The 14,829-nt window shown below is 54.7% G+C and carries 10 protein-coding genes; 4 read left to right on the top strand and 6 right to left on the bottom strand.

The genetic code is table 11. The annotated features are described in order from the left end of the window. Nucleotides 1–11: 11 nt before the first annotated feature. Nucleotides 12–1,316, bottom strand: a complete 1,305-nt coding sequence (locus MFFC18_RS00900) for a beta-ketoacyl-[acyl-carrier-protein] synthase family protein (RefSeq protein ID WP_075082631.1) — start codon at nucleotides 1,314–1,316, stop codon at nucleotides 12–14. A gap of 118 nt (nucleotides 1,317–1,434) precedes the next feature. Next, nucleotides 1,435–2,799: a hypothetical protein gene (locus tag MFFC18_RS00895; protein ID WP_075082632.1), complete on the bottom strand. Its 1,365-nt coding sequence runs from the start codon at nucleotides 2,797–2,799 to the stop codon at nucleotides 1,435–1,437. Between the two features lie 415 nt (nucleotides 2,800–3,214). Here MFFC18_RS00895 and MFFC18_RS00890 point away from each other — a divergent pair, with 415 nt between their 5' ends. After that, the gene (locus MFFC18_RS00890) at nucleotides 3,215–4,363 is read left to right on the top strand and encodes a vWA domain-containing protein (RefSeq protein WP_075082633.1); all 1,149 of its coding nucleotides are present in this window, start codon (nucleotides 3,215–3,217) and stop codon (nucleotides 4,361–4,363) included. Between the two features lie 157 nt (nucleotides 4,364–4,520). After that, nucleotides 4,521–5,345 (top strand): 3'-5' exonuclease, encoded by an 825-nt coding sequence (locus MFFC18_RS00885; RefSeq protein WP_075082634.1) that lies wholly within the window; start codon nucleotides 4,521–4,523, stop codon nucleotides 5,343–5,345. Nucleotides 5,346–5,364: 19 nt separating this feature from the next. On the opposite strand, the gene MFFC18_RS00880 is transcribed toward MFFC18_RS00885, so the two are convergent. From MFFC18_RS00880 to MFFC18_RS00865, 4 genes are all read right to left on the bottom strand, one after another. Continuing rightward, a complete protein-coding gene (locus MFFC18_RS00880; protein WP_075082635.1) occupies nucleotides 5,365–7,770 on the bottom strand; it encodes a hypothetical protein in 2,406 nt (801 codons plus the stop codon). 220 nt (nucleotides 7,771–7,990) lie between these two features. Beyond that, nucleotides 7,991–9,943 carry a YjhG/YagF family D-xylonate dehydratase gene (locus MFFC18_RS00875; protein WP_075082637.1) on the bottom strand — a complete coding sequence of 651 codons (1,953 nt, stop codon included), beginning with the start codon at nucleotides 9,941–9,943 and terminating at the stop codon, nucleotides 7,991–7,993. Nucleotides 9,944–10,110: 167 nt separating this feature from the next. After that, the gene (locus tag MFFC18_RS00870) at nucleotides 10,111–10,740 is read right to left on the bottom strand and encodes a PRC-barrel domain-containing protein (RefSeq protein ID WP_075082695.1); all 630 of its coding nucleotides are present in this window, start codon (nucleotides 10,738–10,740) and stop codon (nucleotides 10,111–10,113) included. Nucleotides 10,741–10,836: 96 nt separating this feature from the next. After that, nucleotides 10,837–11,040 carry a CsbD family protein gene (locus tag MFFC18_RS00865; protein ID WP_202907498.1) on the bottom strand — a complete coding sequence of 68 codons (204 nt, stop codon included), beginning with the start codon at nucleotides 11,038–11,040 and terminating at the stop codon, nucleotides 10,837–10,839. A gap of 413 nt (nucleotides 11,041–11,453) precedes the next feature. Between MFFC18_RS00865 and MFFC18_RS00860 the strand changes: the two genes are divergently transcribed. Both MFFC18_RS00860 and MFFC18_RS00855 read left to right on the top strand, forming a co-directional pair. Next, nucleotides 11,454–12,995, top strand: a complete 1,542-nt coding sequence (locus tag MFFC18_RS00860) for a GntP family permease (protein ID WP_075082639.1) — start codon at nucleotides 11,454–11,456, stop codon at nucleotides 12,993–12,995. 206 nt (nucleotides 12,996–13,201) lie between these two features. Continuing rightward, complete coding sequence (locus tag MFFC18_RS00855; protein WP_075082640.1) at nucleotides 13,202–14,779, top strand: EAL domain-containing protein; 1,578 nt, start codon at nucleotides 13,202–13,204, stop codon at nucleotides 14,777–14,779. Nucleotides 14,780–14,829 lie beyond the last annotated feature (50 nt).

The following is a 14,829-nucleotide window of genomic DNA, read 5'->3' as shown; positions in this document are numbered from 1 at the left end:
TCTGCAGCGAACTATTCGAACTTCCGAACAATGACCGAACTCGCCTGACCTTGAGGCGTGCAGCTCAAATTCAGAAACTGATCGCCGGGATTCGTCGACGCGGCAACGGCGTTGATCGGACACGCTTCATCGGGCGAATCGTAGTTCAGAATGGGGAACAGCTGATCGTTCTTCATCGCCAGAACGCTGGCAATCAACTCCACCATCCCGCCGCCGGCGCCAAGGTTCCCCATATAGCTCTTGGCTGCCGTGACCGGGGTTTCACCAAGCAATTTTCGGATCGCAGTGGCTTCCTGTTGATCGACGGCGATCGAACTGAGCCCATGAGCATGAACGTGCCCGATTTCGTCAGCAGTGACCTTTGCAGTTTCAAGCGCACCATGGATCACGTTTTCAAACGCAGTTTCATAGTCCGGAACTCCACCGGGCGCGACCAATGACGAACCGTAACCGACGACTTCACCCCAGATCGTGGCACCACGCTGTTGCGCGGAATCAAGATTCTCCAACATGATCGAACCGGCGCCTTCGCCCAGCACCATGCCGCAGCGATGACTGTCAAACGGACGACAGGCTTTCGTGGCATCGCCGTCAATTCCTGGAGCGTTCCGATCGGCCAGTGCTTCCTGCAGAACAACATGGACGGTTCGCAGCGGATGAATTCTCGATCCTGTCGAACCGACGATCATCGCGTCGGCTGAACCTCGCTGGATAATAGTCATCGCTTCGGCGACCGCAAGATTCGCGGAAGCTTCTCGAACGGTCAAAGAGTTCGACGGCCCCTGCAGATCATTGAGAATCGCAATGTGGCTCGCGGGCATGTTTGGCAAGTACTTCAACAGCCATGTCGGTTCGACTTTCGTCAATCCATTTTCGGCCCACGTTGAGAAATCAAATTCGTGATCATCATTGAGACAATTGGCCACCCCGGAGGCGAACTCTGCTGGTTCCGTGATGATGTAGTCGCTGCCGAACAACGTTCCCACGCGTGAGGGATCGTGGTGGTCTCCAAGCGACGCGTCGGCAATCGCGAACTGAGCCGCGGCGACGCCCAACTGGATCTCACGGCACATCAGACGCAATGATTTCTTGATGTTTCGTTTCAGCTTTTTTTCGACTTCACCGAAATCCGCGATGTCGCCGGAAAACTCGCGACACTCGCCACCGATATCGGTCGTCAAGTGGTCGGCAGGCACGCGTTGCAATACGTCAACGCCGCTGACTCCAGAGGACAGTGCATTCCAGAGAGATTCAGGCGAATTTCCCAGCGGGCTGATTAAGCCCAATCCAGTGATAACTACGCGGCGAGACGACATGAGGCAGACTAAAGTGGCATGTTCAGGAGAGCGGTTATTTTACGCAGACACAGTTCCGCGTCGAGCGTACATCCGCGTTATTGAAGATCGGCGATTTGAACTGTGCGGTTGAGGATCTTTAGCGGCGATCAATCGGAACCAGCCCACTCGAGGTTTGGGCGGCACGTGGAACCGTTGCTCCCGACTGCGGGCCTCGAAACTCGATAAACAGCAACGCATTGGTTCGTTTGCTGGATTGGAATCGGGATAGCATCTGAAACGCTCCTCGCGGCAGATCCTGTTTGGCTTCCGGGCTGGCAACAATGCCGCAGCTGAGCATCAGCACCTGATCCGAAGGCCAGCGGACACGTTCGTTGAGCCGCCAGCTGATCAATTCCGGCACGTTCAGATCCAGCTGAGTCAGAGCGCCGCCGGGTGCCGGAACATCGACTTTCACAGGAGTCAGTTTTTCGACCTGGTCAACGTCGCAATCGATGATGGCTTCGATCGTCCGATTGTCCAGCGAGGTCAGACAGCTCAGCGCCAACCGATAGCCTTCGTTAATGGTCTCTGTTTTTGGCTGATAGTTCGGAATCTGGTTCGGCGTCCATTGAAGTGCCTGAACGAACGAAACGGGCGTCGATTTCTCCAACACGAAAGTTTGCCCATCAGGACCCGCGACTCGGCCGCCAGAGTGACGTTTAAAATCGGCGCGTCGTGCCAGTTGGCTCTGTAGAATCGCAGCATTCTCCTTGGACACCAACCAGGCTTCGATGCCTGGCGAACGGACTTCGACGGGCTGCAACATCGGATACGCGGTTGCCCGCCAGTTCGGTTTGTCGACGGTGACCAGATTGATCTCAAAAACCTGAGCCTGGGCTCGCGTTCGATTGAAACGGTCAAGAATTGATTTAACAACGGACTGAATTTCCGGCGTATGGTAAACGATGACTCGTTTGCGATCCGCGCTCAAAACGCCCATCGGTTCGCTAAACCAAAGTCGCGTCCCGGTTTCTTTGACGATCCAGTCGATCACCGCCTGCTCAGGTCGTTCGATGTTGGGAAGTTCGGAAGTGTAAGGCGTGATGTCGTACTCGCGCCAAACTTGACCTGCGGCGTTTGGCAATTTTTCAAACGTGCGGGTGACGCGTGTGACTCCCGGGCGATCCTCCGGGGCTTCGGCGACCGATTGAGGCACGAAACTTCGATTGGCCGAGTTGGTGCCGCTGGAGTTGTTGCGGTTGGCAAATCGATCGTTCTGATTCGACGAGTTCGGCTGGCCTTGTGTTGGCGAATTGATGCCCCAGTTCTGAGTCTGTTGCGACTGGGCAGATGCAGCGCTTTGGTCGATCGGACTGAACGACGGCCGCCAGGCACTCGGGTTCTGTCGTCCCTGATCTGGCACCTGAGTTTGGGCCGCGAGCGAAGAGGGCAGGGCGATCAAAAAGGCGATCATCCAGATGTTGAAATCGAATCGTGGCGAACGTATGGAATTCTGGTACATGGGTCGCTCGAAATTGGCTGGGAACGGATCGGAGCGTATAAAACGCCGAATCGGGTCACAAGCCGAATCGAATCTGCCGATCGAGCTAGCAAACCCGGCAATCGCTGCACGGGTTCGCGGTGTCGCTGGGCTGGCTGAAGCCGTTGATGGCGAACGGATCAGGGCCTTTTAAAGTGATTCTGCCAACTTTGCGGGGACAATTCGCTTTTCGAGACCCTCTGTGCTGCCTAAGCTTGAGAATAGAAGTACATATAAATAGGAAGCTGCCGAGATTACTGATAGCTGTTGCAGAGAGATATGACGAACTTCGGACGATGCTGAGACTCCTGCACGGCAATCGAAATCGAAAGGCCAAGGCCGCGATGGCGGTCGAGAAAGTGCCTTTTCGAATCCGGAACTGAATTCGGGAAAGTTGATGAATCAACCAGGACCAGGAAAGCTGGAAACGATCGTACCGTCGTTGCGAAAGCCAACGTTGATCGCGCCTCGCGCCAACGCGCCCAAGCCAGGCTCCTCCAATGCGGCCGGAACCGGGTTCTCGATTTCCACCGATCGCTCACCACTGGAACCGGCTGGTCAGGCGATCAATATTTCTCACGATCGAGAACTGAAAGCCGGCGCCGCCGTTTTCTCAGCTCAGAATTTGATGGCGATGCTTCCTGGTTGGTCGGTAAGCTTCGCCGGACACGCAGTCGCGTTGGTGCTGTTGGCGCTGATCGCCACCTCCCCACTGCGCGACGAAGCGGTGCTTCGATTGGACGGAATGATGGTGGACGCAAGTCAAACTCCTGTCATCGAAGACATCTTCAGCGAACTGGAAGTCACCGACGTTAATCTGCTCAAAGTCGACGTGGCGGCTTTGAATTCGGAAGCCTCCGAAGACACGGCCGAGATCGTTCACGAAGACGGCTTCGACGTATCGCTGATGGAAGGCATGTCAGACGGCATCGGTTTGGAAGCGATGGCTCAAACCGGGCTGACGCCATTGCCCAAAAAGGACGACGAAGGCATTGAAGGAAAGACCAACGGTGGCTCGACTCGTTTCTTTGGCACCGAAGCCATCGGAACAAGGTTCGTGTTCATCATCGATGCCAGTGACTCGATGAATGAAGGCTTCCGCTGGATGCAGGCCTGTCGCGAGCTTGAAAAATCAATTGCGAAGCTCGGAAAAGATCAACAGGCAATGGTGCTGTTGTACAACTTCCAAACTTTTCCGATGTTCGACACGCCTCCCGACGAGCTGAAAATGTTGCCCGTGACGAAAGAGTTCAAGACCTCGTTGAGCGAGTGGTTGCGTACTCAGGTTCCCATTGGCGGAACGCGGCCGGCGCATGCCTTGAGTTATAGCCTGACGCTCAAACCCGACGCCATCTTTTTGCTTTCTGATGGGCAACTGGCCGACAACTCCATTCAGGTGCTGGCAAAGCAAAACAAAGCCAGTCGCTCGGCCGGCATCGACAAGGTTCCCATCCACACGGTTTCGCTCGGTCCCAACGAGCTTGGCGCGGAGTTGATGCAGTTCATTGCGAAACACAACGACGGCAAGTTCACCTGGGTTCAGTAGAACCTGTTCGCATCTGTTTCCAGACGTCGCTGGAAAAGCAGCCCTCTCGGTTGAAACCCGTGCCGAATGACGACGACCCAATGATTTTCACGGCTCACATTTGGACGAGTGATCGGCTAAACTGTGACGCTCCCTCTGACTCTGCCCCGAAATTCCCATGGCATCCGGCAACGGAAACGTTCGCTATCTGGTTTTTGACATCGAAAGTGTCGCCGACGGCAACCTGATTTCCAAAATTCGCTACCCGGAAAAAAAGCTCTCGGCGGCTGACGCGATCAAGGAGTACACGGGCGAACTGATGGAAAAGTTCGGCAGTGAGTTCATACCCTACACCTACCATCTGCCCGTCTCGATCGCTGTCGTCAAAATCGATGACCAGTTCAACTTGATGGACATCGTGACGCTCGACGAACCGGAATTCCGCTCGCACGTGATGACAAAGCACTTCTGGGAAGGCTGGAAAGCGTACAAGCAGCCGAGCCTTGTCAGCTTCAACGGCCGAACGTTTGATTTGCCGTTGTTGGAACTTGCGGCCTATCGATATGGGATCCCGATTCCGGAATGGTTCAATATCTATGGCAAGACCTGGGAGCAACCGAGAGCTCGCTACAACCAATCGTCTCACCTGGACCTGCAGGACATCCTGACGAACTTCGGCGCGACGCGCCTCAGCGGCGGATTGAATCTGTGTGCGAACCTTGTCGGGCGGCCTGGAAAAATGGGCATCGCCGGCCACATGGTTCAGCAGCTGTTTGACGAAGGGCGGCTCAATGAGATCAACGACTACTGTCGCTGTGACGTGCTTGACACCTACTTTGTGCTGCTACGAACCGCGGTGATGATGGGTCACCTGACGCTGGAAGAAGAATGCGAAAAGGTTGAAGCGACCTGTGCGTGGCTGGAAGACAACGCCAAACAGCATCCTGTGTATCAGGAGTATCTCGACGGGTGTTCGCATTGGGACAACCCGTGGACCGAGTAGCAACAGTGCTTGAAGCAAACTATTCCTGAGTTTCCGTTGGCGGCGATTGTCGCGCGATCGGCGGCTTTGGAGTTAGCTCGGAAAACACATTATCGATCGATTGTTGGCTGGTTGCATCGTCGTCCATTCTCGCCAAATCAACAGGACGCACAGCCGATCGTCGCTGGAGCGGAATCGAGTCAGAGGCGACGACAGTCGTTCCAAGCTGGATCGTTTCAGCGTTTTCTCGCACAGGAGCCTCGTGAGTATCGGAATCGGTGCGAGGCATTTGAACTTCCGAGACGACTTCATGACCGGTCACGTTGCGAATTTTATCAGTGATCACGTTGGTAGCCGACGAGACCTCGGTATTTGATTCTTCGTGAGTGAGATCCGTTCTGGGCTGTGGCATGTTGGCGAAGATCGCAGCCAGGGTTTTCGAAGCCGGTCGAACTGAAACAGTTGGTTGAGCTGGCTGAGGCGGTGGAACCGGCGCGGACGCTTGCGGCGTGACAACTGGTTGCGGCGACGCAGTGCTCTCCTGCCGAGGAGCCTCTGTTTGTGATTGCGGCGAAAACTGCTGTACCGGAGCAGACGTAAGCTGAACAGGAGCCGCCTGAGGTGGTGCGGTTTGCGACGTCGATTCATTGGCTGAAACGGACGCTGTTCGCTGAAACGGTGCCGCCGCGTTGGGTACTTGCACGACCGTGATCTCAGGCATCGCGACAGGATCGACGGAGGATTCTACGGTCTGAGCTGGCTCCGTAACCGGAGCGCGTTCAAGGACTTCGGGCTGTGTTGTAGCCTGATCGAGAGCAGCAATTGTTTCACTGATCTTCGAAGTCACCACAGCCCCCAGAGCAGGTTCTGGAACCGGAGCAGGTTCTGGAACCGGTGCAGTAGAAACCGGTGCAGGTTCCGGAGCCGGACGTGGTGCTGCTGGTGCACGTTCGGGTTCTGGCGTAGCGGGATGATGCTGATTCGCTGAAGCATTGTTCTGCTGTGGAACGAACTCACTAAGCCGATGCAATCCAGCTTCTTCCACCTCCTGATCCGATGGGTTTGGCGAGTTCGCCGCAAGCTGCTCCTGCTCCTGAAACGGAGGCGCGACGATCATGATCAACCCCAAGCCAATCATCAGACCGGCGATGGCACCGATCAGCGAAAGCGCTTTCTTGCCCAACCCGTCAGGCCGAGTTCCAATCCAGGGTTCGCCGATCCGGGTCAGCAATTTAATCGAATCGCTGGCGTCCTTTCGTGATTGCATACGAGCCAATCGAGCACTGGCTTCGCTGAAATCCTTGGTCTGCTGTTCCAGTTCGCTGGTCAGCGTCGCGTACGGCACACGCGTTCCGCTGATCCGTCTCAGACGTTGTTCATGGTCTTTGATCGTGCTGTCGATGACGGCGATTCGATCTTCATGCACTCGCATCTGGCTGTCGAGGCCACGAACGGCGGTGTTGATTGACTGCTTGATTTGTTGGTTGATCATCTGCACTCTGGCTCGGCCACTGCGAACGCGTTCATCCCGGGCCGTGAATCTGCTTTCGGCTTCTGACAGCTCCTGCTTGGCTTTCGATAAACCGCTGACCAATTCCGCCAGCGACGGCTGGCTGGCCAACAATTCGGCCGAAGTATGAAGTTCGCCAGATGAATCCTGACTGGCCTCGACCAGCCACCGCTTGAACGATTTCAGAGACGTCAGCTTGCTAACGGTGTCGCGACGTTGCTGTTGAATATCATTGAGCTGATTTTCGAACGCGGAAGGACTTCCGCCGCCACGTTCATTCATGCTGCGAACAATGCTAATATCGATACCAAATCCAGCTTCCATCTCCATGATCTTGCTTTCGAGCGCTTGTCGCGTTCGAAGCGCACTGGTGCAGGTCGCACGAAGTTCCGACTCCATACTCTCGAATCGGTCGGCGCGAATTTCAGAAAGCTTCTTGTCGACTTCGTCCGTCAGGATCGAGAGAAACTTTACTGATCGTTGTGGGCTGGAACCTTTGGCCGCCAAAACGATCACTTCGCTCTTGCCGATCTCGCCTCCGTTGGCGCTTTCGAACGAAATGGCTCCGCGGAAGTCCTCGATCACCTGATCTGAAGGCCAACTTTCTGGTGTGCCACCAAGTCCAAACAGGCTCTTCTGATTCGGACCCAGCTTCTCCAATGTCTCGCGAATGACTTCGGGGCGGCGAGCGGTTTCAAGGACGGTCTCCTGAGCCGACTTCATCGCCTCTTCCGAAATGAAACTACCGGGTTTGAAATTCTGCCCGAGTAAATCGTCGCGAATGATCATCGTTTGTCGCGATGTCCACGTTTCGCCCTGAATGAAGAAAGCATAGACCGTCGCCAACACCAGTCCCGCAATCGCAGGCAGCAACCACAACTTCCTGAACTCCACCAGGCAGTGAATGATATGATCGAGTCGGTTTTTCGATTCCATGAAATTTGGCTCGGCAACAAATCAAATCTGTTCAGCATCTCAGCCGAAGGTGAAACAAAGCGCACCTACGAACAGACAGCCAGTTTATTGATTCGAGTTTTGAGCCCTAAAAGTTGCACTCAACCCTCAAATTCAGAGGAATTAATGCAAATTCGCTAGCAGGTGCAACAGTTCGATTCGGCCAACCCTACTTGAGCCTTCAGTTCATTTCGCGAGACGATTACAGCTTCGATGCAAGCAGTTTGCTGAGCGATTCGTGATCGTAAACGCAGCCTCCCCACGTTCCGCCGCTGAGTCCTTGCAAGATGGACCACAGCCGGGTGTCGTCGGGGAGGTTGTCGACCGGAGCCAGTTCGGCGTTCATGCGACGACTCAAAAGTGCTTGCTCTCCCCAGGCCGCATCGTGAACCGCGCCGTTGGAACCGATCAGGTTGATTTTGCCTTTGACGTTCGGCAGGTCGACTTCGATTTCAAGAATGTCGCCGTCGATGACTTTGCCGATCGGACCACCACTGAGAGCTTCAGGGCCAATGTGCCCGATGCAAGCACCGGTCGAAACGCCTGAAAATCTGGCGTCGGTCAACAAAGGACATTGCTTGCCCCAAGGCAAATGCTTGAGCGCCGAAGTCAGCTGATAGGTTTCCTCCATCCCCGTTCCTATCGGTCCGCAACCAGCCAACACGATGACCTCGCCTGGTTTGACGGGCGATTCGGACTGACCTTTGATGGCAGCGATGGCAGAACTTTCGGAAGCAAAGACGCGTGCTGCGCCACGGAACTTGAACACTCGATTCTCGTCCAGCAACGATGGATCGATGGTTGTCGCTTTGACGACGGAACCGTCGGGAGCCAGATTTCCACTGGGGAAAACAAGCGTCCCGGTCAGCCCGCGGTCCCGAGCATTCTGTGGCGAGAAAATCACGGTGTCCGGATCGACACCGTCGGCTTCGAGCAATCGATCTCGTAGTCTGGTCCGCCGATCGGATGTCTTCCACTGATCCAGCACCTCGTCCAATGGCTTGCCGATCGCGGTCATCGCAGTGCCATCAATTAGCCCAAGGTCGCGGAGGTGCAGACAGACTTCGGGAACGCCACCGGCAAGGAAAAAGCGAACCGTCGGATGATCCATCGGTCCGTTTGGCAGCACGCTAACCAACCGCGGCGTCTGGCGATTGACATCGGTCCAGTCTTCAACGGTTGGGCGAGCCAGTTTCGCGGCGTGGGCGATCGCTGGAATGTGCAGCAGCAAATTCGTGCTGCCTCCGCATGCAGCGTGAACGACCATGGCGTTGCGAATGGATTTGTCGGTGACAATGTCTCCCGCGTTGAGTCCCAGTTTCTTTTGCAGCATCAGAGCTTCGACACTGCGCCGCGCGGCATCGATCCAGATCTCCTGTCCGGACGGCGCCAGCGCCGAGTGCGGCACCGACAGACCGAGGGCTTCGCCGACGACTTGTGATGTCGCTGCGGTGCCGAAAAATTGACAGCCACCGCCTGGCGTCGCGCAAGCTCGACATCCGAGTTCGGCGGCTTCCTGAAGTGAAATCAGTCCGTGGGAATAACGCGCGCCGATGGTTTGAATCTTTCCGGCGTCTTCACCACGCGTTGGAGGCAGCGTGACGCCGCCGGGAACCAGCACGACTGGCAGATCTTTCATCGCAGCCAACGCCATCATCATCGCGGGATGGCCTTTATCACAGGTCGCGATCCCAACGACTCCTTTGCGTGTCGGTAGAGAACGAATTAGCCGGCGAAACACAATCGCGGCATCGTTCCGCCAGGCCAGCGAATCGAACATGCCGCTGGTGCCCTGGGATCGCCCATCGCATGGATCACTGACATAGCCCGCGAACGGCAACCCGCTTTTGTCGCGAATGTGATTGGCGGCGGCTTTGACCAACAGCCCCAACTCCCAGTGACCGGTGTGGTAACCAAGCGCGATCGGCGAACCGTCTTCGGCGCGAAGCCCACCCATCGTGGAAAGGATCAGATACTCGTCGCGATTGAGCTGAGCCGGTTGCCATCCCATCGCTGCATCCTGAGTCCACCCGAACAGATCGCCGCTGGGACGGTGCCGCAGAATCTCATCGGTCAGAGGAAGCTCGCCGATCGGGCCATCAGCGGTCGTTTGAACTTCGTAGATTTCTGGTTTGTCGTTTTCGAACAGGTTCATGGTCAACTATTCTGAGAGTCGGAATTACAAAATGATAACCGCAAACGACAGCCCAAATGCCGTGCGGGTGAACCGATGAACCGAATTCTTTGATTGGCCCCGCGCATAGAAAAAGCGGTGCTTTTTTGGCAAAGCACCGCTTTCGTATTCAGTTCAGCTGTGACGGACTAGCGATCGTTGTTGTCGCGATCCTGCCGCTTGTCTTTGTTTTGACGCTCGCGGTCACCGTACTTCGATTTCTTGTCGAGCTTCATACGTGTGTGAGTTTTTTGCGTCCCATAACGTTTGCCAAGCGAATCCGTGAAACGTTTGTCCGCGAAGTTTGGCCAAGTGCTTTCGGTAAAACCTTTGGCGCCTTCCATTTGCTCCTGCGTCACATTGAGCACAAGAATCGTTTCGTCCCGATCGTCAGGATCGGCGCTGAACTTGAAAGCTTCAAACGGCACGGCATGAAGATCGTTGCCGATCCCGAGCAAACCACCGTAGGTCACGCAGACGTAACCGATTTTCCCGGTGCGCGCATCGAGCACAATGTCGTGAACTTCGCCAAGGTCTTCACCCTGATTGTTTTCGATATTGCGTCCCATAAGTTGGCTGGCGCGAATGTGCGAACCAACCGTTTTTGGGTCAAGGTTTCCGGCGCGGTTTGCATTCCGCGTCGAGTCCTTGTCCAGTTGAAGGTCTCCCGTCTGGTTTTTCTGGTTTTGCAAACCTTCTGTTTCCTGCGCGAGTCCAACGGACGTGAAAGTAAGCGCGCAGATAGCCAGCGATGCAACGAGTTTTGTAGTAATAGTCATTTTGTTTCCCAATTCGATTTTTGATTGTGTGTGAATTTTGAAAGCTCTCGCTTTCGTTCAGCAGTTGCGCTTGGCAATTGCGTTTAGCAATTGCATTTAGCAGTTACAGGATTCTTCAAACGAAGAGACCTGCTGTTCTGCTTCTTCGCGGGCGATGCCGTAACGTTCCTGAACTTTGCCAACGAGTTCGTCCCGTTTTCCGTCGATAACATCCAGTTCGTCTTCGGTGAGTTTGCCCCACTGCTGTTTGACTTGCCCACGCGCCTGTTTCCATTTGCCTTTGATCTGGTCCCAGTTCATGATTTGCTCCAGTTATCGGTTTGGTCATCGACGCTGAAAGTTGCGTCAGAGGATAGTCGTGCACACGGCGTGCCAGTTCACTCGATTCCGACGGTGACTTTCTGTTCTCACTGCAAATCTTCGAAGGAAGAATTTCATGCTTGCCAAAAATTTGGCTGGGTGATCGACCGAGTCTGATCGTTGTGAAATCAGACTGTTTCCAGCCTGACCATGCCGGCATGATTTCGATGTCGCTGGCGCGATGGCTGACTTTTTACGTTGTGTTCCGCCGCCAGATTCGACGACCGTGGCTTTCTGTTGGCTGAAACAATGCCCGACCCGCATTGACAGTTTTTCAACCGGTGCAGGCTGTCGAAGGGCACTCATTCGACGTAACATGGTGTGGAACGCTATCGCTCCGGGAGTCCAACGCTATGCCACTGTCCACGTTTCTGGTTGCCCTTCAGGATTCCAGCCAGAGTCTTTCGCTCACATATTTGCTGACGCTGTTGGTGCTGTCTGTTTTCGTGCTGCTGTTTCTGATTCTCAAGCTCCGAATGCAGGCTTTTCTGGCGTTGATCCTTGCCAGCCTGTTCGTGGCCATTGGGTCATCGAAAGAACTGACCAATGGAGCGGGGACGCTGGAGCTAGCCACAATTGGCGGCCAGATTCAGTCCGGCATGGGTTCGAGCCTGGGCTTTATTGCCACGATTATTGGGCTGGGAGCCATCTTCGGGTCGTTGCTTGAACATTCCGGAGGAGCTCAGAGCCTGGCGAAATCTTTGTTGCGAATTTTCGGAGAGAAGCGAGCGTCGTGGGCGATGGTTGTCACCGGTTTCATTATTTCGATTCCGGTTTTCCTGGACGTGGCACTGGTCATCATTGCTCCGATTCTTTACGCGCTGTCCAGAAAGACCGGTAAGTCCGTTCTGGCGTTTGGGCTACCGTTGCTGGCAGGTTTAATGGTGACTCACGCATTCGTGCCGCCGACGCCGGGACCTGTTTGGGTGGCCTACGAGATGGGCGTGGGGCTGGGCTGGGTGATTCTGTTTGGATGCATCGTAGGATTTCCCACAGCAATCATCGGTGGCATTCTGGTTCCCAAACGAATGGCCGAAAAACTTTACATTGCTCCGCCGGAAGAAATTGCCGATGCGGAAGTCGCCGCGACAGAGAACGATGCAAGCTTGCCAAGCCTGACGTCGATTCTCGTGCTGATCGGATTGCCAATCCTGTTGATTCTGGTCGGCACGATCGTCAAAGAGAATGTTGCCAAGGACATCGAACGCGCGGCGATCGTGGAGTCACTCGAACCGGAACAGCAAACAAACGCCAAGGCCAGAAAGTCGGCTTACGAGAGCGCCGTCAAAACCAAAATCTCAGAGTCGAACACGATCACCAAGACGCTTTTGTTTCTTGGACATCCGATTATCGCGCTGCTGTTGGCGACGCTTGGGGCGCTGATTTACCTCGGCTATGGCCGCGGCTATGACAAGTCCGTATTGATGGACGTGACGACCAAATCGCTCGGTCCGGCGGGGATCATCATTTTGATCACGGGGGCCGGAGGAGTCTTCAAAGGCATTATGGGCGCCAGCGGAGTTAGCGAAGCGCTAAGTATTGCCTGTGAGAACTGGGGCATTCACGTCCTCGTGCTGGCCTATCTGTTCGCGGTTTTCGTTCGAGTCGCTCAAGGATCGGCCACGGTTGCGATGGTGACCGCTGGTGGATTGATGTCTGGCATGGCGGAAGGACTTTCGCAACCTCAACTGGCACTGGTCGTCGTCGCGATTGCAGCAGGAGCGTCAGCCGTGTCGCACGTCAACGACAGTGGATTCTGGATGGTCAGCCGCTACATGCTGATGACAGAGAAGCAAACGTTTCAGACCTGGACCGTTATCTCGACCGTTGTATCGGTTGTCGGATTTTTACTGGCACTTGGGCTGTGGTACTTAATTCCGTTGATCGGATTGTAGGGCTTTCTGAGGGAGCGTCCTCCACAGAAACTCATTACGACCGACACCGCCCCTACGACCACGAATCGACGTCTGGACAGCTGACGGTTTGCGACGATTTGCTTCCGACTTCGCATTTGGCGAGACCTAGATTTCTCCATGCTTCGCTGCGCGGGCCTCAGTTTCGCGCAATTGAATTCGAGAACTCATGTAACAAGTCCGGTCAAATGCAAACATTTCTAATCACCGAATCGACCTGGTATCTCATCGCCAAAGAACCTGAAGCGGGCATACCACCACGCATCACGATCACACCTCCGTTTCGGATTGGTCGCCGCGAAGGATTTGATCTTTGCCTGAACTGTCGCAATGTTTCTGGATTGCATGCGGAGCTTCTTCAGGAAGGCAATCAGTTGTTAATCGAAGACCTCAACAGCACCAACGGAACGTTCGTCAACGGATCAAAAATTCGTGCCAGAACAACGCTGAAGGATGGAGATACCGTTCAGTTTGGTCAGTCAACATTTACCGTGGCTTGCATCGGTAAAGACAGCGCGCCGGAACAGACGATCGTCGGCAACCCTGCGGAGCTTGCGATTCCAGAAACCACCGAAGAGCGATTCGAACGTCTGCTGAAGAACGGCGTCGTTCCTTTCTTCCAGCCGATCTACAACATCTCTGGCAATTCAAAACAGCGGATTGGCTACGAAGTTCTGGGCCGCAGTCGGCTGTTTGGACTGAAGACGCCTGACCAGATGTTCGCAATCGCGACCGATCTGGAAAAAGAATCCGAGCTCAGCCGCGCGTTGCGTTTGCGTGGAATCGAAGCCGCGGAATCAGTTCTCCCGGCTGAGATGATGTTGTTCGTCAATACACACCCGGCGGAAATGGACTGTGTTGAAATTCAGGAGTCACTCCGCGAGATCCGCAACAAATTCCCGTCGCGGCCGATCATGCTGGAGCTTTCAGAGCACGTGCTCTACACGCCTGAAACTTACGCCGAGATGTTCAAAGTCGTCAAAGACCTCGACGTGCAACTGGTACTCCACGATTTTGGAGCTGGTCAGATTCGACTGGCGGAACTCAGCAAAATGGATCCGGACGTCATCAAGTTCGACTGTGCCTTGATCCAGGGAATCGACCGAGCTGACAAGCAACGACAGCGACTTGTTGCTGCGATGGTCAAAATGGTTACCGAACTGGGCATCACTCCGATGGCCGAGTACGTGGAAACTGAAGCCGAACACGAAACGTTGCAGCAACTTGGATTCGAACTGGTTCAGGGATTCCAATATGGACATCCAAGTTCAATTGAAGAACTGGTCGATGACGAACCAGAGAGCTCAAACACACGCAACGATCTTACTCGTGAGTTACGCCCGCTGGACAAACTGAAAAAACTGAAAGAGACCGGAACGACGGAATTACCAAAAGGAAACGTCGCAGCAAAAGTAGAAGCCAAACTGGAAGATGAAGTCTTCGATTACTACGCGACTGTCTCGGACACCAAAGATGCAAAATGGCTGCGCGAGCAGGACGACAACTGCTACACGCTGCAATTGATGTTCGCAGCGACCTACGAAGAGGCCCAGGATTTCGTTAATGAACGCAGCCAAAACGGCGACTATGCGATCTATCGGAAGTGGAGTTCAAATCGCGAATGGCATGTCGTCGCGTTTGGTGTATACAACAGCCGGGAACAGGCTCAGGCCGAAGCGACCAAGTTCAGAGACACCGGTCACTCATCGTGGGTCCGCAGAATCACAGCCGTCAAAGAAGAAATTGAGTCGATCGAAAACGTCTGAATGAGCCAGACTCACTTCAGCAGCAATAAATAATCGCGTTGGATTTGGTG

The organism is Mariniblastus fucicola, from assembly GCF_008087665.1.
GTDB classification, from domain to species: Bacteria; Planctomycetota; Planctomycetia; order Pirellulales; family Pirellulaceae; genus Mariniblastus; species Mariniblastus fucicola.
The sequence above is the reverse complement of the archived record's forward strand: the minus strand, read 5'-3'. Positions and strand labels throughout refer to the sequence as shown.